At 48.9% G+C, this 24,637-nt stretch carries 26 protein-coding genes and 1 riboswitch; of the genes, 25 read left to right on the forward strand and 1 reads right to left on the reverse strand.

The window, feature by feature from the left end; all coding sequences use genetic code 11:
* Positions 1–96 precede the first annotated feature (96 nt).
* From ACIFO6_RS18450 to ytfJ, 19 genes are all read left to right on the forward strand, one after another.
* Positions 97–1,290: a D-alanyl-D-alanine carboxypeptidase family protein gene (locus ACIFO6_RS18450; RefSeq protein WP_430042683.1), complete on the forward strand. Its 1,194-nt coding sequence runs from the start codon at positions 97–99 to the stop codon at positions 1,288–1,290.
* A gap of 96 nt (positions 1,291–1,386) precedes the next feature.
* Positions 1,387–1,740 carry an anti-sigma F factor antagonist gene (gene spoIIAA / locus ACIFO6_RS18455; RefSeq protein WP_430042685.1) on the forward strand — a complete coding sequence of 118 codons (354 nt, stop codon included), beginning with the start codon at positions 1,387–1,389 and terminating at the stop codon, positions 1,738–1,740.
* Positions 1,737–2,192 carry an anti-sigma F factor gene (gene spoIIAB, locus ACIFO6_RS18460; protein ID WP_430042687.1) on the forward strand — a complete coding sequence of 152 codons (456 nt, stop codon included), beginning with the start codon at positions 1,737–1,739 and terminating at the stop codon, positions 2,190–2,192. Before spoIIAA ends, spoIIAB begins: the two co-directional genes overlap by 4 nt.
* Before the next feature lie 11 nt (positions 2,193–2,203).
* On the forward strand, positions 2,204–2,959 hold the full coding sequence (sigF, locus tag ACIFO6_RS18465) for an RNA polymerase sporulation sigma factor SigF (RefSeq protein ID WP_014282155.1): 756 nt from the start codon (positions 2,204–2,206) through the stop codon (positions 2,957–2,959).
* A gap of 175 nt (positions 2,960–3,134) precedes the next feature.
* Positions 3,135–3,788: a stage V sporulation protein AA gene (locus ACIFO6_RS18470; protein WP_404518917.1), complete on the forward strand. Its 654-nt coding sequence runs from the start codon at positions 3,135–3,137 to the stop codon at positions 3,786–3,788.
* Positions 3,788–4,210 carry a stage V sporulation protein AB gene (locus ACIFO6_RS18475; RefSeq protein ID WP_430042914.1) on the forward strand — a complete coding sequence of 141 codons (423 nt, stop codon included), beginning with the start codon at positions 3,788–3,790 and terminating at the stop codon, positions 4,208–4,210. The genes ACIFO6_RS18470 and ACIFO6_RS18475 overlap by 1 nt, the downstream gene beginning before the upstream one ends.
* Positions 4,211–4,236: 26 nt before the next feature.
* Positions 4,237–5,922, forward strand: coding sequence for a spore germination protein (locus ACIFO6_RS18480; RefSeq protein WP_430042690.1), 1,686 nt, complete (start codon positions 4,237–4,239; stop codon positions 5,920–5,922).
* A gap of 111 nt (positions 5,923–6,033) precedes the next feature.
* Positions 6,034–7,401, forward strand: coding sequence for a diaminopimelate decarboxylase (lysA, locus tag ACIFO6_RS18485; protein ID WP_430042692.1), 1,368 nt, complete (start codon positions 6,034–6,036; stop codon positions 7,399–7,401).
* Positions 7,402–7,562: 161 nt separating this feature from the next.
* Positions 7,563–7,997: a peptidylprolyl isomerase gene (locus tag ACIFO6_RS18490; protein ID WP_430042694.1), complete on the forward strand. Its 435-nt coding sequence runs from the start codon at positions 7,563–7,565 to the stop codon at positions 7,995–7,997.
* 250 nt (positions 7,998–8,247) lie between these two features.
* On the forward strand, positions 8,248–9,261 hold the full coding sequence (locus ACIFO6_RS18495; RefSeq protein WP_430042696.1) for a 2-oxoacid:acceptor oxidoreductase family protein: 1,014 nt from the start codon (positions 8,248–8,250) through the stop codon (positions 9,259–9,261).
* Entirely contained in the window at positions 9,261–11,549 is a 2,289-nt protein-coding gene (locus ACIFO6_RS18500) for a thiamine pyrophosphate-dependent enzyme (protein WP_430042698.1), read from the forward strand. Before ACIFO6_RS18495 ends, ACIFO6_RS18500 begins: the two co-directional genes overlap by 1 nt.
* A gap of 220 nt (positions 11,550–11,769) precedes the next feature.
* Entirely contained in the window at positions 11,770–12,237 is a 468-nt protein-coding gene (locus ACIFO6_RS18505; RefSeq protein ID WP_430042700.1) for an IDEAL domain-containing protein, read from the forward strand.
* Between the two features lie 68 nt (positions 12,238–12,305).
* Positions 12,306–12,479: riboswitch (FMN riboswitch) on the forward strand.
* Positions 12,480–12,811: 332 nt separating this feature from the next.
* Entirely contained in the window at positions 12,812–13,477 is a 666-nt protein-coding gene (gene ribE / locus ACIFO6_RS18510) for a riboflavin synthase (protein ID WP_430042702.1), read from the forward strand.
* A 28-nt stretch (positions 13,478–13,505) separates the two neighbouring features.
* On the forward strand, positions 13,506–14,198 hold the full coding sequence (gene ribB, locus ACIFO6_RS18515; RefSeq protein ID WP_430042704.1) for a 3,4-dihydroxy-2-butanone-4-phosphate synthase: 693 nt from the start codon (positions 13,506–13,508) through the stop codon (positions 14,196–14,198).
* Positions 14,199–14,244: 46 nt separating this feature from the next.
* Positions 14,245–14,709 (forward strand): 6,7-dimethyl-8-ribityllumazine synthase, encoded by a 465-nt coding sequence (gene ribH, locus ACIFO6_RS18520; RefSeq protein WP_137063501.1) that lies wholly within the window; start codon positions 14,245–14,247, stop codon positions 14,707–14,709.
* 173 nt (positions 14,710–14,882) lie between these two features.
* The gene (locus ACIFO6_RS18525; RefSeq protein ID WP_430042706.1) at positions 14,883–15,677 is read left to right on the forward strand and encodes a segregation and condensation protein A; all 795 of its coding nucleotides are present in this window, start codon (positions 14,883–14,885) and stop codon (positions 15,675–15,677) included.
* Positions 15,646–16,248 carry an SMC-Scp complex subunit ScpB gene (scpB, locus tag ACIFO6_RS18530; RefSeq protein ID WP_430042708.1) on the forward strand — a complete coding sequence of 201 codons (603 nt, stop codon included), beginning with the start codon at positions 15,646–15,648 and terminating at the stop codon, positions 16,246–16,248. The genes ACIFO6_RS18525 and scpB overlap by 32 nt, the downstream gene beginning before the upstream one ends.
* A 186-nt stretch (positions 16,249–16,434) precedes the next feature.
* A complete protein-coding gene (locus ACIFO6_RS18535; RefSeq protein WP_430042710.1) occupies positions 16,435–17,136 on the forward strand; it encodes a DUF2953 domain-containing protein in 702 nt (233 codons plus the stop codon).
* An 87-nt stretch (positions 17,137–17,223) separates the two neighbouring features.
* Positions 17,224–17,715 (forward strand): GerW family sporulation protein, encoded by a 492-nt coding sequence (ytfJ, locus tag ACIFO6_RS18540; protein WP_430042712.1) that lies wholly within the window; start codon positions 17,224–17,226, stop codon positions 17,713–17,715.
* A 98-nt stretch (positions 17,716–17,813) separates the two neighbouring features.
* On the opposite strand, the gene ACIFO6_RS18545 is transcribed toward ytfJ, so the two are convergent.
* Positions 17,814–18,530 (reverse strand): protein-glutamine gamma-glutamyltransferase, encoded by a 717-nt coding sequence (locus ACIFO6_RS18545; protein WP_430042714.1) that lies wholly within the window; start codon positions 18,528–18,530, stop codon positions 17,814–17,816.
* A gap of 210 nt (positions 18,531–18,740) precedes the next feature.
* On the opposite strand from ACIFO6_RS18545, the gene ACIFO6_RS18550 reads away from it, so the two are divergent.
* From ACIFO6_RS18550 to ACIFO6_RS18575, 6 genes are all read left to right on the forward strand, one after another.
* Positions 18,741–20,003 carry a D-alanyl-D-alanine carboxypeptidase family protein gene (locus tag ACIFO6_RS18550; protein WP_430042716.1) on the forward strand — a complete coding sequence of 421 codons (1,263 nt, stop codon included), beginning with the start codon at positions 18,741–18,743 and terminating at the stop codon, positions 20,001–20,003.
* 40 nt (positions 20,004–20,043) lie between these two features.
* Complete coding sequence (locus ACIFO6_RS18555) at positions 20,044–20,796, forward strand: nucleoside recognition domain-containing protein (protein ID WP_430042718.1); 753 nt, start codon at positions 20,044–20,046, stop codon at positions 20,794–20,796.
* A 7-nt stretch (positions 20,797–20,803) separates the two neighbouring features.
* Complete coding sequence (locus tag ACIFO6_RS18560) at positions 20,804–21,334, forward strand: spore maturation protein (RefSeq protein WP_430042719.1); 531 nt, start codon at positions 20,804–20,806, stop codon at positions 21,332–21,334.
* Positions 21,335–21,412: 78 nt separating this feature from the next.
* On the forward strand, positions 21,413–22,171 hold the full coding sequence (locus tag ACIFO6_RS18565; RefSeq protein ID WP_025685819.1) for a pseudouridine synthase: 759 nt from the start codon (positions 21,413–21,415) through the stop codon (positions 22,169–22,171).
* Between the two features lie 110 nt (positions 22,172–22,281).
* Positions 22,282–22,998, forward strand: coding sequence for a response regulator transcription factor (locus ACIFO6_RS18570; protein WP_014282126.1), 717 nt, complete (start codon positions 22,282–22,284; stop codon positions 22,996–22,998).
* Position 22,999: 1 nt separating this feature from the next.
* The gene (locus ACIFO6_RS18575) at positions 23,000–24,457 is read left to right on the forward strand and encodes an ATP-binding protein (RefSeq protein WP_430042721.1); all 1,458 of its coding nucleotides are present in this window, start codon (positions 23,000–23,002) and stop codon (positions 24,455–24,457) included.
* The last annotated feature ends 180 nt before the right edge of the window (positions 24,458–24,637 follow it).

Here is a 24,637-nt window from a genome sequence, read left to right on the forward strand (position 1 = left end):
AATCTGACGACAATGGTTAGCAGCACGCGAATAGGCCGGAGGAGTAGCTTACGGGCTCCGGTGCTTTACGCCAATATGTTGAGGAGGGAACCGATTGTGAAGAAAAAAGTGGTAGCGTTCATCCTGGCTTGTCTGGTAGCCTTGACTGCTGTCCCCGTCGGCGGTTGGGCCGAGGAAAGCAAACCTGAAAGCAAGCCCAAGGAGGGTTCTGCGGCTGAGCTGGCTCCCGAGGCTCACTCGGCGATTCTGATGGATGCGGATACGGGTACAGTCATCTATGAAAAAAATAGCCGTGAAAAGCTTCCTCCGGCGAGTATTACCAAAATTATGACTATGTTGCTGACGATGGAGGCTATTCATGATGGCAAACTCAAGCTGACCGACAAAGTACGGGCCAGCGAATATGCGGCTTCGATGGGCGGATCTCAAATTTTTCTGGAGCCAGGAGAAGAAATGACGGTCGATGAGATGCTTAAGGGAGTGGCGATGGCTTCCGGCAACGATGCTTCCGTGGCGATGGCTGAGAAAATTGCGGGCTCTGAGCAGGTTTTTGTCGAATTGATGAATGCCAAGGCGCAGCAGCTTGGTTTAAAGGATACCCACTTTGCCAATTGCAATGGTTTGCCGGTAAAAAATCACTATTCTTCTGCGCATGATATTGCGGTCATGAGCCGTGAACTGTTGAAATATCCTCAAATTACAAAATATACAGGAGCGTATCAGGACTATTTACGCAAATCCTCGGCCAAGCCGTTTTGGTTGGTGAATACGAATAAGCTGGTTCGTTTCTATACAGGAGCGGACGGGCTGAAAACAGGCTATACAGGGGAAGCGAAATTTTGCCTTTCCGCTACGGCCAAGCGTGATGGTATGCGTGTAGTCGCTGTCGTACTTGGCGAACCGAATACTAAAACACGTAACAATGAAGTATCTTCCATGTTCGATTATGCTTTTTCCCAATACACGATGAAATCAGTGTACAAACCGGGTGACCTTCTGGGAAGCGTGAAAGTCGAGAAGGGTGTACTGCCGGAGCTGAAAATTCAGGCAGATCGTTCCTACAGTGTGCTGGTGAAAAAGGGAGGAACGAAGGAAACACTGCGTCATGAGCTGCAACTGGCTCCAAGTCTGAAAGCTCCTGTCCGTGCAGGGGATCCGGTCGGCAAGCTGGTTGTCTATCAGGATGGTAAACGGCTTAAGGAATTTAACATAACCACACCTGTAGCAGTGGAGAAGGCTGGATGGTGGAAATTGTTTAAACGTACTATGTCGAATCTGTTTTCTTTGTAGATTTTAAGGGGTTTTCTTCTAGTTTTGTCGGAGGGCAGGAATCGTCTGCGGCTGCGTAGAAATCCTTGTCCAAGACCGGGAGGAGAGTGAGTAAGCATGAACCTGCAAATTGAAATGGAGCATCACCGAGGGGTGCTGATTGTAAGGCTGTCCGGTGAGCTTGATCACCATACGTCGGACATGGTCCGTATGCAAATGGATGAGGCGATTCAGCGCCGCCAATGCGAGCATATCGTGCTCAGCTTGAAGAATCTACAGTTTATGGACAGCTCCGGCATTGGCGTTATCTTGGGACGTTACAAGCTGATTAAACAAAAGGGCGGGAAGATGGCTGTCTGTGATGTCAATCCGCCGGTACACCGACTGCTGGATATGTCAGGTCTGTTTAAAATCATGCCTGTATATGAAGATGAGGGAAATGCGCTCACGGAACTGGAGGTGGTGTCATGAGAGAAAGTACAGGAAACAATTTCATGAGCTTGCAATTTGCCGCCAAATCCGAGAACGAAGCGTTTGCCCGCGTCGCTGTCGCTGCTTTTATTTCCAGGCTTGATCCGACGATGGACGAGCTAAGCGATATGAAAACCGTGGTGTCCGAGGCGGTGACGAACAGTATTATTCACGGCTATGACAGCGATCCCTCTGGAGTCGTGACGATTAAGGTTGGGATTGAAACGGACGTGGTTACATTGGTGATTGAAGATGCAGGAAGAGGGATTGAGGATTTGGAGCTGGCGAAGCAGCCACTGTATACGTCGAAGCCTGAATTGGAACGGTCCGGCATGGGTTTTACCATTATGGAAAATTTCATGGATGAGTTTGAAGCAGTCAGTGAGCCGGGCGGAGGCACGTCGGTCCGGATGAAGAAAAGGATTGAATCCAAGAAAGCTTTATATAATTAGGGGTTGATCCTATGGAAGCAGGAGGAAAAAAAACTTCGAACAGCTATTTGGAGGATGCGGAAGTCAAACGGCTCATTGCACTGAGTCAATCCGGTGATAATGATGCCCGTGAGACGCTGGTCAATAGTAATATCCGGCTCGTCTGGTCTGTCGTGCAGCGCTTTATGAACCGGGGATATGAACCTGACGATCTTTTTCAGATCGGCTGTATCGGTTTGTTAAAATCGGTGGACAAATTCGATCTAAGCTATGAAGTCAAATTTTCAACGTATGCGGTCCCGATGATTATTGGGGAAATTCAACGTTTTCTACGCGATGACGGCACGCTCAAGGTTAGCCGCTCCTTAAAGGAGACGGCCAATAAGGTCCGCAAAATGAAGGACGAGCTGTCCAAACGGCTGAACCGTTTACCTACGATCAAGGAAGTCGCAGATGAACTGGGAGTTACACCAGAGGATGTTGTTTTTGCCCAGGAGGCTAACAAGCCGCCAACCTCGATTCACGAAACGGTGTTCGAAAATGACGGTGATCCGATTACGCTCATGGATCAGATTGCTGATGAATCGCAGGAGCGATGGTTCGATAAGCTGGCGCTGAATGAGGCCATCGGTGGGCTGACTGAGCGGGAACGGCTCATCGTATATCTGCGCTATTATCGCGATCAGACCCAATCGGAGGTCGCAAGCCGACTTGGTATTTCCCAGGTGCAGGTATCACGGCTGGAAAAAAAGATTTTGCAGTCGATTCGCGATCAGATTGCTCAATAATATCGGTTAGGAATTTTGCTAAATCCTCATGTCTGTGTAATTCAAAAGGGTATTCCCAAGCCATGTTAATGGTCGGGAATACCCTTTTTGCGCGGAGAAAAAGAAAGGGCACGGAATATGTTTCTTAGCTTCGCCTCATACTAACCGGTAATTACGAGGATAAGGAGGGGATCGGATGACTCATAATCCGGCTCCTACAGTGGCTCCCATAGTCTACTTACGTCTCCGCAGTCGTGTACGCATGTTACAGGGACATGACTTGCGTTTGGGAGATGTAGCCCATCTGCTGGCAGATCCCGAATGGGAAAACGATCTGTTGGAGCTTGTTCTCAAGCGGCCGCAGCAGCAGGACGGTAATCTGATACTGGTGGACATGCTGCAAATCATTTCGAAAATTAGAGAACGCATTCCGGGTGTTGTCGTGGAATCTCTCGGCAAGCCGCATGTGCTTGTGGAAATCGTGGAGAAACCGCGTAAGCCATCCAGGATATTGTTTGTTCTGGTATGGTTGCTTCTGTTCTTTGGATCTGCGCTCACGATTATGAATTTCCACGCTGACGTCAGCATGATGGAGGTGCAGGTGCGGATTGTTGAGATGATTACCGGACACAAGGATGAGCATCCATATCTGTTCCAGATTGCGTATTCGATCGGCATCGGCTTCGGCATGATTGTGTTCTTTAATCATTTATTCAAAAAAAAATGGAACGAGGAGCCGACGCCGCTGGAAGTGGAAATGTATCTGTACCAGGAAAACGTAGATCAGTACGTTGTAGCGGAGGAATATGAAAAGATGGCCCGCATGCATACGAAGGATAAGCGCCGATGATGATGTATGTACAGGGTGTACTTCAGATCATTTTAGGTATCGCTGGAGGCGTAGCGGTGGGTGGTGGCGTGATCGCACTTTTTATTGTGCTGGATATGATTCCTCGGCTGGCACAGCTAACCCGTACCTATAACCAATCACGAGCATACGAAAAATCTATGATTTTGGGTTCAGTGGTGGGAACGGTGGCCGATTTTTGGAATATTTGCTTGCCGTTGCCGGGTGTACTTACGTGGATACCGGGGTTGTTTTGCGGAGTGTTTATCGGTTTACTTGCCGCAGCACTGACGGAGGTACTGAATCTCTTGCCTATACTCGCCAAACGGCTCCATATGACCGTGTATATGTTTGGCCTGCTGATGGCGATGGTGCTGGGTAAGGTGACGGGTTCGTTTTTTGACTGGTTCGTATACAACCGATAACGAGGAAAGTGAAGGGGGCAATAGAAATGGAGCATAGACCGGATCAAGATCGTCAGGAGGACGAAGCCATCGGGAATGAAGGTTATACTGCTGGCAAGGAAGAGATGAGCCCGTGGAAAAAAAGGCAGGCACAGGAGTCAGCACATTATAAGCATAAAAAAGAGAATGAGCGCTCTGATAACGTAGAGGAATCCGTCCTTTACTGGCAGGGTAAGGATGATATATCGCCAAGAATGAAGGATAATCGTGAAACGCTTAAATCAGTAATCGGTCTGGGGGAGACCTTTGACGTCGTATTCAGGGAGATGACACTAGGAGGGCGTCATATCGGCTATCTGTTTCTGAATACCTTTGCCAAAGACCAGGTCATGGTTGAAGTGCTAAAGCGGCTCACCTATCTAACACCCGATGAACTGTCTACGGATGGACTGCAATCGTATTTTGAAAATTATATTCCGCATATTCAGGTGGAAAAGAGCGAAAAAATGTCGGTTGTCATCAACAAAGTGCTGACAGGCTATAGCGCCTTCTTTATGGAAGGTGAGCGCTTTTCGGTCATTTTGGATACCCGTAATTACCCGGTACGCAATCCCGAGGAGCCGTCACTGGAGCGCGTCGTACGCGGTGCCCGTGACGGCTTTACAGAGACGATGCTGACGAATGTGGGTCTGGTTCGCCGCCGTTTGCGGGACCCCGGCCTTAAATTTGAGGCGATGCAGGTTGGTCGCCGCACCCGGACAGACGTATGCTTGGGCTACATTGATGATATCGTGGATAAAGTGATGGTGGATACCGTACGCGACAAAATTAAAAACGTCGATCTGGACGGCATCCCGCTGGCGGATAAGCAATTAGAGGAGACGATAATTAATAAAGGCTGGAATCCATACCCATTAGTGCGATATTCGGAGCGACCAGATGTTGTGGCTTCGCATATTATGGAAGGACGACTCGTTATTTTCGTCGATACCTCACCCAGCGTGATGATTTTGCCTACCACCTTTTTTGACCTTTGTCAGCATGCAGAAGAGAATCGGCAAACGGCTTTTATGGGGAGTTATTTGCGCTGGGTTCGCTTTATAGGGATTTTTGCCTCGATGTTTTTGCTTCCGATGTGGCTGCTTATGGTCATCAATCCCGAGCTAAAACCGGCGTTTCTCGATTTTATCGGTCCTCAAAAGGAAGCCCATCTTCCGTTGATCGCCCAGTTTATCATTGTGGAGCTAGGGGTCGATCTCATGCGCATGGCGGCTGTCCATACACCGACACCGCTGGCTTCCGCGATGGGCTTGATCGCCGCCATTTTGGTCGGGGATATTGCGGTCAAAACGGGGCTGTTCGTCAACGAAGTTGTGCTGTATATGGCTGTGGCTGCTATCGGTATGTTCGCAACACCGAGCTATGAATTGGGATTGGCGAATCGGCTAATCCGGCTGTTTTTGCTGATCGCTGTGGCTATTTTCCACGTTCCGGGTTTTATCGTTGGCACGACACTGATCATTGTGATGTTGACACTGCACCGGTCATACAATTCTTCCTACCTGTGGCCGTTCATTCCTTTTAATGCCAAGGCTATGGCTTCCATCTTGTTCCGTATGCCTGTGCTGAATGCGCCTAACCGTCCGTCATCGAACAAAACGCGGGACAATACGCGCATGCCGAACACGGATGCAAGCACGGATTCGAACTCTGGCAACAGGCAAGAACATTAATATAAATGATCTGCATAAAAATCCATTCTTCTTGATGCTTTTTTTGCTATACTGGTGTTAACATTCGATGGAATATGACTTTGTTTGTTCCAGAAAGAGAGGCGCCAGAACATGTATTTGCATGGAAGCAGTAAAATTAACAGCAATGGACATTTGGAGATTGGCGGATGTGATACAACGTTTTTGAAGGAGCGTTTTGGAACACCGCTATATATTGTAGATGAACAGTTAGTACGCCAGCGTTGCCGGGAGTTTATAGAAGCTTTTCATGAAACCGGGTTGAAGTTTCAAGTTGCATATGCAAGCAAAGCATTTTGCGTAATGGCGATGTGTGCTTTGGCTGCAGAAGAAGGGATGTCGCTCGACGTCGTTTCCAGTGGAGAGCTGTTCACCGCGCTGCAAGCTGGATTTCCGGCAGAGCGAATCCATTTTCACGGCAATAACAAAACACCGGAAGAAATTGAAATGGCGCTAGATGCGCAAATTGGTTGCTTCGTGGTTGACAGCGAGATGGAGCTGCATTTGCTTCAGGCCCTTGCCTCCGAGCGGAAACAGCAGGTAAATATTTTATTGCGGGTTACACCGGGGGTTGAAGCGCATACGCATGAATATATGGCCACAGGCCAAGAGGATTCAAAGTTCGGTTTTGACATTGCGAACGGTACAGCACGCCATGCGGTGGAGCAGGCTATCAGGCTGGATCATCTGAACTTACTGGGAGTACATTCCCATATCGGATCGCAAATTTTTGAAGTGAACGGCTTCCAAATGGCTGCCGAACGGGTTGCCGCTTTTTCCAGAGAAATCAAGGAACAGCTGCAGTTTTCTTTCAAGGTTATTAATCTGGGCGGGGGATTCGGCATTCGTTACACAGAAGAGGACACACCACTGAAAATTTCCACCTATGTCCAGGCTATCGGCGAAGCGGTAAAAACTCATTTTTCCGGGCTTTATGATGAGCTTCCAGAAATCTGGATTGAGCCGGGACGCAGTATTGTGGGCGATTCAGGCACAACCTTATACACGGTAGGAAGTATCAAGGATATTCCGCAGGTACGGAAATACGTCTCGGTAGACGGTGGAATGACGGATAATCCGCGTCCAGCGCTATATCAGGCGAGGTATGAGGCCATGCTGGCTAACCGAGCGGACGATGTGAACGAGGAGACGGTATCCATTGCGGGCAAATGCTGTGAAAGCGGCGATATGCTCATTTGGGATGTCGAGCTGCCGCGTCCGACCAACGGAGATTTGCTCGCTGTTGCTTCAACCGGTGCCTACAATTATTCCATGGCGAGTAATTATAACCGGATACGCCGACCAGCGGTTGTATTTGTAAACAATGGTGAGGCTGAGCTGGTGGTGCGTCGGGAAAGCTATGAGGATATCGTTCGGAATGATGTCGTGCCACAGCGCCTGGTTCGTGACCAAGCCGGTACATCGGTTCATCCCAACGCCAAGATAACGGTTTCTTCCTGATTTTGATAAGCGTGACGAAGTAGACCATTTAGCCGGAAGGGATATACCGGGGATAATGGTCTCTTTTTTTGGACAAGGCTTTGCTAAGCACGGCAATTCATAGTAAACTGGAACTTGATGCTATTTAGCTTTCAAAACAGGTTGAAAAGGAGCTATAAACAATGAAAAAAGGTAGAATAGATCTTGAAAATGGCGGTATCGTGGAAATTGATTTTTTTCCAGAAGAAGCGCCAAACACGGTTGCTAACTTTGAAAAACTGGCAAACAGCGGCTACTACAACGGCTTGAGCTTTCACCGTGTCATTCCAGGCTTTGTTGCCCAAGGTGGTTGTCCGACAGGTAATGGTACAGGCGGCCCTGGCTACACAATCGACTGCGAAACAGCTACGAACACAACGAAGCATGCCAAGGGCGTTCTGTCCATGGCACATGCAGGCCGTAACACTGGCGGAAGCCAATTCTTCATCTGCTACGCTCCACAGCCGCATTTGGATGGAGTACATACTGTGTTTGGTCAAGTGACCAAAGGTATGGAATTCATTGATGCTGTAAAACAAGGCGACAAAATGAAAGAGGTTAAAGTATTTGACGCGTAATATACCGTTAAATGCATGATCTTTTTGTATAACGTTACACCTAAGCCGTTCTGTCTTTGGACAGGGCGGCTTTTTGTTGTCTTTTGTTTGTCGGTTTGCTGTTTTATAGCAATCACACAGGTATTAAAGTGAATAATATCACATTCGAAAAGTAAGCGTTGTGATAGCCTTTTCATTAGAATGCATCTTCCATTTTTGGATATGAGATTTTCAAGCACAGTAAGGGTTGAAAAGAAGGGGGCTTATCACATTGTCTATTTTAACGCGTACAAATCGACTCGGATTTTTTGAAATCCGGCTGGAATCTATTGGTGGACTCGGTGCTAATCTGGCTGGTAAAATGCTGGCCGAAACGGGCGTGCTTGGTCTGGGGCTTAATGCTTCCAATTTTTCGTCCTATGGTTCTGAAAAGAAGGGGTCCCCGGTCAAAAGCTTTGTACGGTTCTGTGATCCGGGGGTAGATATCCGTGATCACAGTCCGATCGAGCAACCGCATGTGGTAGGCATTTTTCATGAAACATTGTACAAAACGGTCAATGTCATCAGCGGGCTTCCAGCGGATGGGATCGTTGTGGTCAATTCCACGCGTCCGGCAGAGGAAATACGGGCTGATTTGGGAATGGTATCCGGCACGCTGGCGGTAGTGGATGCGATGGGCATCGCACTGGAGGAGCGGACCAAGCTGAACACGTCCATGTTGGGTGCGCTGTTCCGAGTCTGTGATTTTTTAGATCCGGAGGCGATGAGATCGGTTATTCGCAGTACCTTTGAGAAGAAAAATCCGCAGCTGGTGGAGCCCAATTTGCGTACGTTTAACCGGGGCTTTGAGGAAATGGAGCTGCACGTATATCCAGTTACAAACGATGCCCAGGATCACATTTTTGAACGGCCACAGCCTTTGCTGGGCAATGAAACACAACCCTCGGGAGGTGTTATTGCCACACAGGGAAACAGCATGACGAGAGATGTCAGCGGTTCACGTCAGGGCTTTGTGCCTGAATATGAAGCTGATAAATGTACGCATTGTGCCAAGTGTGATTCCATTTGCCCGGATTACTGCTTTGTATGGGAAGAGCAGGCGGACAAACGGGGAAGAATACTGCCATTTTTGCAAGGCATTGATTACCAGTATTGCAAAGGATGCTTGAAATGCGTAGATATTTGCCCGTCGGGGGCATTAAGCTCGCGCCGTGAGCAATGGGGATGGGCCGAGCAGCATCGGGTTGCGCATTCGTTTCCGGTATATGAAGGAGGTCGTGTGTAATGGCGAAACTGGAGGAGGAGCTCAAGCAGACAGGCGCCGCACAGGTGACAACGTTCGAATCCGGCAATGAAATGGCGGCGACGGCGGCTGCGCAGATCAATTATCATATGATGGGATATTTTCCGATCACACCCTCGACTGAAGTGGCGCAATATCTGGATCAGATGAGAACGAGAGGTCAGCATGACATTAAGCTGGTCGCAGCAGACGGTGAGCACGGTTCGGCAGGGATATGCTATGGTGCTGCGGCAGCAGGAGCGAGGGTTGTGAACGCAACAAGTTCGCAGGGCTTTCTGTATATGCTGGAGCAGCTGCCTGTGCAGTCCGGCACTCGTTTTCCTATGGTTATGAATCTGGTGACCCGGGCTATCAGCGGCCCGCTGGATATCCGTGGGGATCACTCAGACTTGTATTATGGTTTGAATACGGGCTGGGTGATTTTGACCGCAAGCACGCCGCAGGCTGTGTATGATATGAACATCATGGCGCTGAAAATCGCAGAGCACAGTGATGTTCGGCTGCCTGTGATGGTCGCTTATGACGGTTTTTACACGTCCCATCAGAAGCGTAAGGTGCAATATTTTGCCGATGCCGAAACCGTGCGCGGTTTTGTGGGGCCGAACCCGAATCTGAATTATCCGAATATTTCCGATTTTGACCATCCGGTTACTGTCGGGGCGCATATGAACGGCGATGACCTGACGAATAATCATGCTCAGTTATCTGAGGCGTTAAAGCTGTCAGAAGGAGTATATGAGCAGGTTGCCGCAGAATATGCCGCATTATCCGGGCGGGAATATCCGATTTTGGATCTCTATCATATGGAGGATGCCGAGGTTGCAGTATTCCTGCTGAATTCGGCGGCTGAATCGGCTAAGGACGTAGCCGATCAGCTCCGCGCGCGCGGCATTAAGGCCGGTGTGATTCGTCCGAATATCATTCGGCCGTTTCCGGCCGCGCAGCTGCGCGAGGCATTGCGCCATGTCAAGGCGCTGCTGGTGGGTGAACGTGCGGATTCGTACGGCGCCGATGGCGGTAATTTGACGCACGAAATCAAGGCGGCCTTGCAGGAGGACCCGCTGAACCGGACGCTTGTATTGTGCCGCATTTTTGGCTTGGGCGGCAAGGATTTTTATGCGGAAGACGCTGAGGCGTTCTTCCAGCTTGCGATTGAGGCGGCGGAAGCCGGACGGACCGAGAAGCCTTTTGCTTATTATGGGCTTAATCCGGGGTCCCCGGACAAGGTCATGCCGCAGGTTATGCAGCCGCCACGGGGAGATGCGTACCGTACGGGTCTGATTCAGGTTACGCCGGATGAGGCGACCGGGAAGCTCAAGGTCAAGGTGCCGCCGCTGCGTTCGCTGACGACCAAACCACGCCGTCTCACGCCGGGTCATGGGGCGTGTCCGGGCTGTGGAGCGCTGTCTGCGTTGGAGCTGTTTTTCAAAGGCATCGAGGGCGATATCGTCGTGTTGTTCCAGACAGGCTGCGTATACGTGGTCACGACTGGTTATCCGTATACATCACACAAGCAACCGATGATTCATAATCTTTTTCAAAATGGGGCTGCTACGCTCTCTGGAGCGCTGGAGGCTTACATGGAGATGAAGCGCCGTAATGAGATTGAGATGGCAGATGATCCGACCTTTATTATGATCAGTGGTGACGGCGGGATGGATATTGGCATGGGTTCGGCTGTCGGGGCTGCTCTGCGCAACCATAAGCTGATTATGCTGGAATATGATAACGAGGGGTACATGAATACAGGCTCGCAGCAATCGTACTCGACTCCGGTAGGCCACATGACGAGCACATCAGGTGTAGGGAAGATGCAAAAAGGGAAGCAGGGTCACCACAAGGATACGGTGCAAATTATGGCAGCCTGCAACATTCCATATGCCTTCACCGCAGCCGAAAGCCATCCGCAGGATATGCTGCGCAAAGCGGCCAAGGCACAATGGTATGCGAATAACGTGGGGACGGCTTATGGTAAAATCCTGTGCGCCTGTCCGCTGAACTGGAAATCCGAGGATAGACTGGGTACCAGTATTGTGGGTGCCGCTGTGGAATCTTGCTTCTTCCCGCTGTACGAAATTGAGCAAGGCAGTACGACGATTACGTACAATCCGGAGGACAAGGGAAAACGGATTCCAGCCGCGGAATGGCTCAAATTAATGGGCAAAACGAAACATCTTCTCAAGGAGGAAGCCACGCTGGCTACTTTTGAGCAGGAGATTGAGCGTCGCTGGAGTATCCTAAAAAAGAAACATGAAATTTCGGAGCTATAATCCATTTTTTTGTATAATAAGCTTTCAGCATTGTTATAAGATGTTTCCATACTGGTTCGATCAAGATTCTTTGCGCTTGTTGCGCGAAGAATCTTTTTTGTCGTTTATGGGATGAAGCATAAAAAATCAGGTAATGATTTCCGATATAGGAGTGGAGGCCTACGTGAAACATGTTGAATTAGAGCTTTTTCTGAATTTTAAGATGCAATGAGGTGCAGGTATGATTAAGCTGAATACAGCTGAGATAATCGAAATTATAAAGAAGCAAATTCCCAAGGTCATGAATATCACGCCAGTGGAGCTGAAATTTACGGATGACTTTGGACGGACATCGCTGGCAGCGACGGATCACAAATTCACGCTGACGAACCAGCATTATTCTGCCAAGGTGATGGATTGTGTACTGGAGACGCAGGTGCGCCCCATTTTAATGTGCGAAATTATTTATTTTCTGAAATGTGAGTTTATCGACGGGCATGTTGATGTACGACTGGATTACGATATATGCGCGGAGGGTGGTCCTAGACCAACCGCTTCAGCGGTCATTACGTTCGATCATGCTACGCAGCTCGGGGTCGAAGAACTGGCCGATCTGATTGATCTGGCGCTTCACATGAATGATAAAACATGGTTTGAAGAGCTTTCCAGCCAATATGTTAAAACAAAAACAGAAGCGTCCATTAGATAACTTGCTTTTTTTAGAAGTCGGTGCTAATATACGAAACAAGTTTAATGCTAATTTAATTGAATAAGAGCAAGATCCTTCGGGGCGGGGTGCAATTCCCCACCGGCGGTGATGACGTGTCTGTAAATCGCTTCTGCGATGAACAGTGCGACTTAGTCCGTGACCCGGATGCTGAGCGATCAGCAGAAGGTGGACCTGGTGCAATTCCGGGACCGACAGTATAGTCTGGATGGGAGAAGGATACGAAGCGCATGTGCATGACGTGACATGTGCCGATTTTTAGCATACGTAATGGTACGTACGGCTTATTTCGTTGCAGATGGCATACGGAAGATTGCTTGTTCATCAAGCTTTTTTCGGAGGCTCTTCTGAGCGTATTTGGTTGTATGCTCATTCATGCTTTCTATTGGCAAACTTATCATTCATGTGGTCTCAAGATGTATATGGACTGCGCCTGTATAATACAAATTCGACTCTCATCACCCCCATGACGGATATGTTCCGGACTGGGGGTTTTTTGCGCTTACGCCTGTTGAATCAGGGATAAACTGAACTTTAGATGGAAAGGAGTGAAGGCATGTTTACCGGACTGGTTGAGGAAGTGGGACGAATTCAGCAGATTTCCAGAAGCGGAGAAGCGATGGTGCTGGGCATTACGGGTTCTGTGGTATTGGGCGATTTGAAAATAGGAGACAGTGTTTCCGTGAATGGTGTTTGCCTGACCGCAACACAGGTGGGTACTAAGGATTTTAAGGTAGATGTAATGCCGCAAACCTTTCGCAGCAGCAATCTGAAAGAATTGAAATCCGGTAGCCGGGTCAATCTGGAGCGGGCTATGGCGGCGAATGGCAGGTTCGGAGGGCATATCGTACAGGGACATGTGGATGGAACGGGCACGATTCGTCGGGTGACATCAGACCAGAATGCGGTTGTGTACGAAGTTACACCTACAGATCAGGCAATATTCAAATATATTCTTCTCAAAGGCTCGATTACACTTGACGGTATCAGCCTGACGGTTGCCCAGCGGACGGGAGATACCTTTGCCGTATCTATCATCCCCCATACCTTATCCGAGACGGCCTTGCATGCCAAACGTGAGGGAGACACCGTCAATATTGAATGCGACATTTTAGGTAAGTATGTGGAGCAGCTTTTGAACTACGGGAAATCATCGGTGACGGAGGGACTGGAAAAAGCTCCTATGAGTCTGGATTATTTGGCGAAGCACGGCTTTGCCTGATGCCACAAGAAATAAGGAGGAAAGCGTAATGGAAAGCGGGAGCAGAGAGAGCCATTCAAATATAGCGGCTGACGTAGTGGAATATGGTGTGCTGGAGCAGGAAGTGGAAATTCGTCTGGATTCCATTGAAGAAGCGCTGGAGGATTTAAAGAACGGTAAAGTCGTGATCGTGGTGGATGATGAGCAACGGGAAAACGAAGGCGATTTTATCGCTCTGGCTGAAAAGGCGTCCCCCGAGGTCATAAATTTCATGATTACCGAAGGCCGCGGGTTGGTCTGTGTGCCGATTACAGGGCAAAGAGCCAAGGCACTGGGATTACAGCCGATGGTGGAGAAGAATACAGATTTCCACAGCACAGCCTTTACCGTGTCGGTGGATCATAGAGAGACGACAACGGGGATTTCAGCAGCCGAGCGTTCATTGACCGTGCGTGCGCTGACCGACGAGATAGCCACAGGGAGCGATTTTCGCAAGCCCGGTCACATGTTTCCGCTGATCGCTCACGATGGGGGTGTTTTGCAGCGTGCGGGTCATACTGAGGCGGCTGTTGATCTGGCCCGGCTTTGCGGCTCCAAACCCGCCGGGGTCATTTGCGAAATTATAAAGGAAGATGGGTCCATGGCTCGGGTGCCTGATTTGGTAGTGATCGCCAAGCGTCATCATTTGAAGCTGATCAGTATTCAGGCTTTAATTGATTATCGTCGTCGTTTGTCATTGTAGGTTCAGTTTTGTCACTCATTATTTTAAAAAAGAGAGGTTGATTTATATGGCACGTTTTCTGGAAGGTAATCTCGTATCGGATGGTTTGAAGTATGGTATTGTAGTGGGTCGGTTTAATGAGTTTATTACAAGTAAGCTGTTAAGCGGGGCAATCGACGCACTTCAGCGGCATGGAGCAGAGGAAGATGAGATTGATGTGGCCTGGGTACCAGGCGCTTTTGAAATTTCACTGATTGCTCAAAAAATGGCTGCAAGCGGTAAATACGATGCTGTGATTACGCTGGGTACGGTGATCCGTGGTTCTACCTCGCATTATGATATCGTCTGCAATGAAGTGGCCAAGGGTGTGGCGGCAAGCAGTCTGAAAACAGGTGTGCCTGTTATTTTCGGTGTAGTGACGACGGAAAACATTGAGCAGGCTATTGAGCGTGCAGGTACGAAGGCTGGTAATAAAGGCTGGGATTCCGCACTGGCTGCGATTGAGATGGCGAATCTGGGCAAGCAGTTCTAATTTTGCGATTACCTGAATAGAACGGCATAACGATAGCCGGAAAAAGGGATTGGATTGTTAAGCAAGGCGATGACGTATATACTACAGAAAGAGGGATTGATAAAGTCGAGCATAAGTGCTAACGGGGAAAGGTATTGTTGAATGATGATTGGAGTAAGGCAGGGGGAAGCACATTGACAGTCGTAAATTACAAGCTGGAAACATTCGAGGGTCCGCTGGACCTGCTGTTGCATCTGATTGATAAGGCCGAGATCGATATTCAGGATATCCCGATTAGTGATATTACCGATCAGTATATGGCTTTTTTGCACAGTATGCAGGAGCTGGAGCTGGACATTACGAGCGAGTTTCTGGTGATGGCGGCGACGCTCTTATCCATTAAGAGTAAATTGCTGCTTCCCAAGCCACCTGTAATGGAATATGATGACTTGGACTTTTATGAAGAAGAGGATTATGATCCACGGGATGAACTGGTACGCAAGCTGGTGGAGTATCGTAAATATAAAGGGATTGCCCGCCATCTGAGCGAACGTGAATGGGAACGAAGTCTGATCTATGGCAAGGAGCCGGAGGATTTGAGCGAATTCCTGCCCACCGAGCCCGCCAATCCGGTGCATGGGCTACATGCAAGCGATTTGGTCGCGGCCTTTCAGCGTGCGCTGCGTAAAGCAGAGCGACGTACAACGGTAACCCGTATTCACCGCGATGAGATTTCGGTCAGGGACCGTATTCGGCAGGTCATTGGGGCGTTGGAGCTGGTAGGTACGGGAGGACGGCTTCTGTTCTCCAAGCTGATGCATGAGGATATGTATCGGCATGAAGTGGTAGTCACCTTTTTGGCTATCCTCGAACTGATGAAAATGAAGCAGATTTTCTGCTATCAGGAGAAGCTTTTCGATGATATTGTAATGGAGTGGAGAGGGGATTTACGGGTTAATGGATTATCTGAAGCTGAAATCAATTATTGAGGGACTGCTGTTTCTCGCGGGAGAGGAAGGGTTGTCCGCCAAGCAGATCGCCGACATTATAGAGCAGCAGCAAGAGCTGGTTGAACAGAGTCTGGAGGATATGAAGCAGGATATGGAGCAGGGAGGAAGAGGTTTGCAAATTGTCCGTATCGCCGGGCATTATCAGCTGGCAACCTTATCCGAACATGCACCTTATTTTGAAAAGCTCGCCTATTCTCCAGCACGTGCTTCGCTGTCTCAAGCGGCTTTGGAGACACTTGCCATTGTAGCCTACCGTCAGCCCATTACAAGAGTTGAAATCGAAGATATTCGCGGTGTCAAATCTGAGCGGGCTATACATACTCTGGTCAACAAGGAGCTTATTGAGGAAAAAGGTCGGGCTGAGGCCATAGGACGGCCGATTTTGTATGGAACGACGAAGTCATTTCTGGACTATTTCGGTTTGGGTTCTTTGGCGGATTTGCCGCAGCCTGAGCTGTTTGAGGACTCGGATAATCTGGAGGAAGAGACACAATTGTTGTTCGAACGTTTGGAGAACAGCCAGCCGGATATGAAGGATACGGAGTCTTGATGCCTGGCAGAAGCCTGTTTTACGGGTTCCTCTTCATGGCTACAGGTTCGAAATTTAGAAAACAGCCAGTCCTCGCATAATGGGGCTGGCTGTTTAGCGTTTCAGGATGCATGTTTTCCGGGCGAAGGGTCATACTATTTTTGCCATGGTATATCCATGGAGAAAAAAGGAAGGGAGGACTCGCCAGTGTGGAAATGGATCGGTATCGCCATCATCGTCGTTTTGTTACTTGTGCTGGCTGTTCTGCTCTCTCGTATCCGATTGAAGCTGGATATTGCCAAGCATGATAGTGATGACCGGGCGCATCTGGAGATCAGATTTCTGTACGGGTGGATTAAAATAAATTATGACATTCCGGCTATTCTGCTGGCAGGTTTGCAAAAAGGGCTTCTCTATCGACTCGATCGCAACAAAAACATACATAAAACGGATGCCACCATTGACAGCGGCACCATTGATAAAGAGAAAATGAAGCGATTTATACACGATGTTCGGATACTTCTGAAAGGAACGCGGTCCTTCCGTCGATGGATACGTCATACGCTAGCCCATGTGACGATGTCGAAAATGGAATGGTCCACCAATATCAGTCTTGCTGACGCTGCTTATACGGCTACCTCTACCGGTATTCTGTGGGGGCTGAAAACAGCACTGATCGGTTTTGCCTCCAGCTTTGTGCGCATGAACTGCACACCCAAGCTGTTTGTCGTGCCCTATTGGGTGGATCGTCTGCGTTTTACTACCACTTTGACCTGTGAGGCAAGTATTTCACTGGGTTATGTCGTTTATTCGATGCTCATGCTGGCTTACCGCATATGGCGCGTACCAGGCGGTCCAGAGGCGTGGAAACGTGTATTCTCCAAGAAACCAGTAAAGCATGAGGAATAATGAGCCATACATATTTCCTTGAACCCCTGCGCACAATAGCGAAAGAAAAGGCAGTCTACGCTTGAACAAAGCAGAGGAGGAATAATCATGTCAGATCACCCGATTCAAGGGCTCATGCAAACCGCAATGGAGAACATCAAAGCCATGGTGGATGTGAATACGATTGTGGGAGACGCGGTGGAAACACCCGATGGTTCCGTTATTTTGCCGATTAGTAAGGTGGGATTTGGCTTCGCAGCCGGGGGCAGCGATTTTAATGTAGATGAAGAGGCTCTTCATACATCATCGTCGTCAGGTACTCACAGCAGCAAGGAAGGACATCCTTTTGGTGGCGGTAGCGGTGGCGGGGTATCCATTCATCCAATCGCTTTTCTGGTTGTTGGCAAACAAGGTGCACAAATCGTTCCGCTGGATAATCAGACTCATCTGATTGAAAAATTGATCGACTCTACACCATACCTGATTGATAAAGTCCAATCTATCTTCCGGAATGCCGACGTGGATATGCATACTCCGCCTCCTCAGGTCCCGGTAGATGTTAACACAGATCACAATCACACTGGTCCGGCTTCTTTGTAAGGGTTATGGAGTAGGATTTTTAGCACAGGAGGGTATTCCAAAGCCAACTATTGGCTAAGGAACACCCTCCTTTTTACATACACCTAACTATCATACTTTTATGCACGGATATACTGTCTTCCACCAATACTCGCATGTATACGGGCAGGGTACTCTTGTGAAGGGCTTAACACAAGTTCTTTTTCCCGGTTTCCTTCAGGGGCAAACTGCGACAGATAGGCAAAATCGGGGTAGATCACTTCATTTGTCAAATAAGCAGAAGTGGTGGCCCCCGGTCGTCGATGACGATTGAGGGAGTCAATGATGCCTTCCGCTGTTCGAATGCCAATGCCGTGACCATAAAACGAGTCTTCCCTTAGCTTGACAACATTTTCTCCTTTCCACTCTGGCGTTTCGGGTGATACATTGGGATTGTTGAAATACAGGATGTCGCCAGGAACAGCCTTGTGACTCCCTTGCTCCTGTATGAGTCTGAGATCACTGTCATAGTGCCAATCATACAGCAGCATATCAGCAAAAATCCGATTAAATTCACTTTCCAGAATGGAATCCAGCACTCCTTTGTAGAGTACAATGACCATAGCGGTCGCACACTCAAAGGCATATTTATGTCCATTCACAAAAATATCCCTGATCCCCTGCGCCGGAGTGATACCTGCTTTGATCTGAAATCCGCCTTTTTCCGTCAAATTCCAAAATTGCTCATTACAGCGTGCGGTATCAAAGGTGGCAAAGGATACACCGCTTCGATTCAAAGCTTCCGCTGCCTCGACAATTCGGCTTCTTAAGATCGTTTCAAACTGTTGCCGCTGCATGTGGGCACCTCCATTCATTCATCAAGTTTAGTAACTATTATATATATGTCATCTGGAGTGCAAGTTGCCTGGTTTCCTTCAAAAAGTAAGCGGAAGAAAGGGACGGTACACCCATATTCCTGGAGGGATTTTCTGTTATAAAGGTGGACATACTTTGAACAGCTTGGACATAGAATGTTACAAGACTTGTTCAAAACCGGAGGAATCCAAATGTTTAAAAGAAAGCCGAAAAACTACGCAGGATACAGCCAGCTTTTGCCTAAGACACGCGTTTTTGTGTTGCCGATGGCACTGCTGCTCGTCTTGACATTGCCACTCACACTGCTAAGTACGCAGGCTGCTTGGGGAGCAGTGAAGAAGGAGGAATTCCCACCTGCTTTTACTACACATGCACAGGCCTCATCTCTAATGGATGTCACATCAGGAAGAATCATATATTCCGCCGAGGGTGACCGAGAGTTGCGTATTGCCAGTCTGACCAAAATTATGACCGCGATCGTAGCCATTGAACATGGACGCTTGCAGGATCCGGTAAAGGTGAGTCCGACGGCTTTTGCCAAAGAGGGCTCCTCGCTTTTTCTCCAAAAGGGTGAACAAATGACACTGGAAAATATGCTGTACGGCTTGATGCTCCGTTCTGGTAACGATGCGGCTTCCGCCATTGCTGAGCATGTGGGAGGGACGGAGGAAGGATTTGTTCATTTGATGAATGAGAAGGCGGTTGAGCTTGGACTAAGCCATTCCCACTTTGCTAATCCGCATGGACTGGATGCCGAGGGTCACTATTCCTCTGCCAATGATTTGGCTCGGCTTACCGCTTATGCGCTGCATAATCCGACCTTTGCCCGCATTGTGAAGACGGAGTTAAAAAAAGCGCCTAATCCAAATGAATCATGGGATTATTCATGGCATAACAAGAACAAGATGCTGAGGCTCTATGAGGGAGCTGATGGTGTGAAAACGGGTTATACAAAAAAAGCGTTTCGCTGTCTGGTCAGCTCAGCCACACGGGACGGTCGCCAGCTTGCTGCCGTTACCCTGAATGACGGAGACGACTGGAACGACCATGCTCGCATGCTCGACTACGTTTTCCAATATTATCCACTCATTCCGATTACGGACAAGCAGCAGCCGATTGACGGTTATCCGCTGCTGACAGGCACAAGCTTTGCCTATCCTTTGCATGATGGGGAGAAGGAGCAGCTGCACAAAAGACTGGTCCTGTATAAAAAGGCCACGTCTGACAGAGCTGACGTATCCTTTGGTTTGCGGGGACGTGTCGAGTTCCTGCTGGAAGGCAAGCTTATTGGCTCGGTTCCTGTGTATGACAAAGGGAGCTTGCTGCCCGTCCGAAGCACAGTACAGCCACAACAGGAAATTCCGACAGCACAAGCTCCTGCAAGCCGTGGCATCCAAGAGCGTACCTGGACGAGCGGATGGAGCGAGATTTTAAGAAATCTGTTCGGAGCATAGGGGTTTGGTTACATTCATCGGTGAAAGGGAGTGATCGGCCTTGATCCATCTTATATGGGTGGCCCTGATTTGTATTGGATTTGTGTTTGCCGCCGCTCAGGGAAATATTGAAGTGGTGACCAAGGCGGCATTTGATGGGGCGGCTACGGGCGTTACGGTATGCTTTGGACTGATTAGTGTGCTTGTATTTTGGATGGGGATGATGAAGCTGGCGGAAGACGGTGGGCTTTTGCAGAAAATATCCAAACTGCTCGCCCCGTTAGTAGCCTTTCTGTTTCCTGATGTTCCGCGTAATCATCCGGCAATGGGGTATATCTTGTCCAATATGAGCGCTAATCTGCTCGGGCTGGGAAATGCGGCGACCCCGATGGGCATCAAGGCGATGCAAGAGCTGCAATCGCTCAATCCCGACAAGCAGACCGCTACACCTGCTATGTGTACGCTGCTTGCTTTGAACACGGCCAGCATTACGCTTATTCCAACCACACTGATCGCGATCCGGCTCAATTATCATTCTGCCAATCCGACAGAAATCGTTGGGACAACGCTGGTGGCGACTGCCATAGCCACCTTTGCCGCGATCGCGGCGGATCGCTGGTACCGTAGCCGAGAGCTGCGTCGTCCTCCAGCCAGTCCACCTTCCACATCATCATTGCCGTCACAGAAAACACAGGCTCCACAGGGCACGCCAGTAGCTGCGTCCTCTCCGGCTACGCCGCCCGTTTCTTCACCTGCCGTTCAGGGAACTGGAATGACGGCTGCCAAGGGCAGAAACACCACTTGGAAAGGATGAGGGAGGCATGCTTTATTTCATTAACCTCGTATCGACGTGGGCCATTCCGGTTATTCTTGCCTTTATTCCTTTATATGCTTATGCCCAAAAGGTACCAGTCTACGATTCCTTTGTGGATGGAGCCAAAGACGGCTTCTCTACGGCCATCAGTATCATTCCTCATCTCGTAGGCATGATGGTGGCTATCAGCATTTTTCGAGCGTCCGGCGCTCTGGATTACCTGATATCCTGGGTAACGCCATGGATCAAAAGCTGGGGCGTACCTGGTGAGGTACTGCCATTAGGACTGTTGCGCCCGTTGACGGGCACCGGCTCGCTTGCGTTTACGACGGATCTGATCCGCACGTATGGCCCGGATTCCATGATCGGTCGTATTGCCTCCACGATACAGGGCAGCACAGACACGACACTCTATGTACTGACTGTATATTTTGGCGCGGTAGGTATTCGAAATGGGCGTTATGCCTTGAAGGTGGGGCTGTTTTCAGACGTGGTCGGTTTTGTGGCAGCGATTGCGATTTGCCTGCTTGTCTTTTGATTCCTGCATTGATTTGTGAACGGGGCTTGTGATTTTGTTCATGGATGGGTATCATTAGCATGAGGTGAATTAGCGAACATGGAAAGATTGCAGAAAATACTGGCCCAGGCTGGTGTAGCTTCCCGACGTAAATGTGAGGAGCTTATTCAGGCGGGTAGCGTGGAAGTGAACGGGGTTACCGTAACAGAGCTGGGAACGAAGGCAGACCCTGATCAGGATATAATTACGGTAAAGGGTAGACCAATCAAAACCGAGAAAAAAATCTATTTAATGATGAACAAGCCTAAAGGCGTGATTACGAGTGCTTCCGATCCGGAAGGACGTAAAATCGTGTCCGACTATCTGAAAGGCGTTAAGGAACGCGTCTATCCGGTAGGTCGTCTTGATTACGATACGGAGGGGCTGTTGTTGCTCACCAATGACGGCGAGTTCGCCAATCTGCTCACCCATCCGAAGCATCATGTGCCCAAGACGTATGTAGCGACAGTCAAAGGCGTTCCGCACGGAACCGAGCTGGACAAGCTGAAAAAAGGGATCGTGCTGGAGGATGGCATTACCGCACCCGCTGAGGTAGAATACAAGGATGTGGACCCGAACGGCAAAGAGTCTGTGATCCAGATTACTATTTATGAAGGCAGAAACCGTCAGGTCAGACGAATGTTTGAGGCCATTTCCCATCCGGTCATCAAGCTTAAACGAATTGCCTTCGGCGATCTTTTGCTGCAAAACCTGAAGCGCGGTCTGACGAGACCCCTTACTAAGGACGAAATCAACCGTCTCATTCAACTTGCACAGTCAGACAACACGAAAAAGAAACGGACAGGACGGGGGTCATAACCCCGGCCTTTTTGGTGTAAAGAGAGCTGAATGAACAGAGTAAGGTTTGACCGGACACGGGAAAATAGTAAAATAGAGAGAATGCTTTTTTTAGCGAAGGGGCTGGGAATATGTCAGAACAAAGCAACCGCATATTAATTGTAGATGATGAAGAACGCATTCGCCGCCTTCTGCGGATGTATCTGGAAAAAGAAGGATATGAAATTGATGAAGCTGAGGATGGCGAAATTGCACTCCAGAAAGCGACTGCAAGTGATTACAGCATTATTCTGCTCGATGTGATGTTACCGGGCATGGATGGAATTGAAGTTTGCACACGTTTGCGACAGACCAAAGCTACACCTGTGATCATGCTGACTGCCAAAGGCGAGGAAGTGAACCGCGTACAGGGCTTTGAAGTCGGGGCCGATGATTATGTGGTCAAGCCTTTTAGCCCGCGTGAGGTGATTTATCGGGTGAAGGCGATTTTGCGCCGTTCGTCAGAAACTGCTTTTTTGACCAAGGAGACGGTGCCGAGCAACAGCATTGTTTTTCCGAATCTTATTATTGAGCATGATGCGCATCGTGTAAGTGCAGGCGGGATTGAAATTAGTCTCACTCCTAAAGAGTACGAGTTGCTGCATTATTTGGCTGTATCGCCGGACAAGGTGTTTTCGCGCGAAGAGCTGCTGAAAGACGTATGGAATTATGAATTTTTTGGTGATCTACGAACGGTGGATACGCATGTCAAACGGCTTCGTGAAAAGCTGAACAAAGTATCACCGGAGGCAGCGGCTATGATTACAACGGTTTGGGGTGTCGGCTATAAGCTGGAGGTTCCAAAATAACGTGAGCTTCTGGAGATCGCTGGTAGGCAAGCTGTGGATTACCATCATTTGTTTGGTAGGCTGTGTGCTTATTTTTCTGGGACTTTTTTTGTTGCCTTACATCAACAGGAATTTCGCCGCATATGAATCGACGGAAATCAAGCATTTGTTCACCTATACATGCATTGTCGGCTTTTTACTTACGACTTTTTTTGCTCTGTTTCTTTTTACTAAAATCACGCAGCCTATGCAGCTGTTGATTCAGGCGGCGAATGCGATCCGTGAGGGAAGATATGATACACGACTTTCGCTGGTAACAAGTGACGAGATTGGCGAACTGGCGAAAACTTTTAATCATATGTCTACGGAGCTGGAAGCGACGATCCGCAGTCTGAATGAGGAGAAGAATCATCTGTCCAGCGTGCTGAGAAGCATGTCTGATGCTGTAATGACCTTCGACAGAAGCGGACAAATCATTTTGACGAATCCGCCTGCACAAATTCTGCTGGATAGATGGAAAAAGCTGGAGTGGCAAGAGCATGATCAGGAGGAATTCGGAGTGTCTGTACCTGGGCCGTTGCTGCCGTTGTTCCACACCGTTATGGACAGGGGAGAGGACGCCGGAGACTATATTCATGTAAAACAGGGCTCTTGGTCGGTACAGATGGCGCCGTTGTACACGGATAATGTGATTCGTGGCGCTGTCGCTGTGCTCAGAGACATCACGGAGGAAGTCAAGCTGGAGAAGATGCGGAGTGACTTTGTTGCTAATGTGTCCCATGAAATTCGTACACCGCTTTCCATGATGCAGGGCTACAGCGAGGCCTTGCTCGATGGAATGGCTGGTTCACCAGAAGAATCCGAGGAATTGGTGCGGGTCATTCATGATGAATCGTTGCGTATGGGAAGACTGGTCAAGGATCTGCTTGATCTGGCTCGAATGGAGGCAGGTCATACAGACATGCACCGTCAGGAAGTGAATGTCAATGAACTGATCGAGCGTGTTCAACGTAAATTTACGGTGCGTTCGAAGGAACAGGGGCTGACGCTTGATTATTATCATGAGCAAGGTCAGCCTCTACTGCTACCTGAAGCAGATGAAGACCGATTGGAGCAGGTGCTGACCAACTTGTTAGATAATGCGTTCAGGCATACGCTCGGTGGAAAAAGTGTTACCATTAGTGCGGATCAGATTTTGGGGGAACGGCATGAGCTGATTCGCATTCGGATTAAGGATGAAGGTGTGGGCATTGCCAGTGAGGACCTGCCTTATATTTTTGACCGCTTTTACAAGGCAGACAAGGCTAGAGTACGGGGCGTGGACAAAGGAACCGGTCTTGGGCTTGCTATTGTCAAAAATATTGTAGAGGCTCACGGAGGCTCTGTCTCCACAGCCAGCGTATTGGGAGAAGGGACGGAGTTCACTATTTTGCTGCCGATCTCCAAAAAAACAAAGTCGGGCTCTGTAACAGGCTTGTAAGCCAACAGAAGAATGTACCCCGGTTCGCAGGCATCCTCGGAAGAGGGTGCTTTTTGTTGAAAAATCAACATTTATCTTGTTCAACGTGGAACATTCAGCTTCTCAGAGCAGTAGGTCTGATGCTGGTATTGGGAATGAGGCGTGAATATATAAAAAAGACGCCCGGTTCGCCGGACGCCT

This window comes from Paenibacillus sp. NRS-1781, assembly GCF_050467745.1.
GTDB lineage: Bacteria > Bacillota > Bacilli > Paenibacillales > Paenibacillaceae > Paenibacillus > Paenibacillus terrae_A.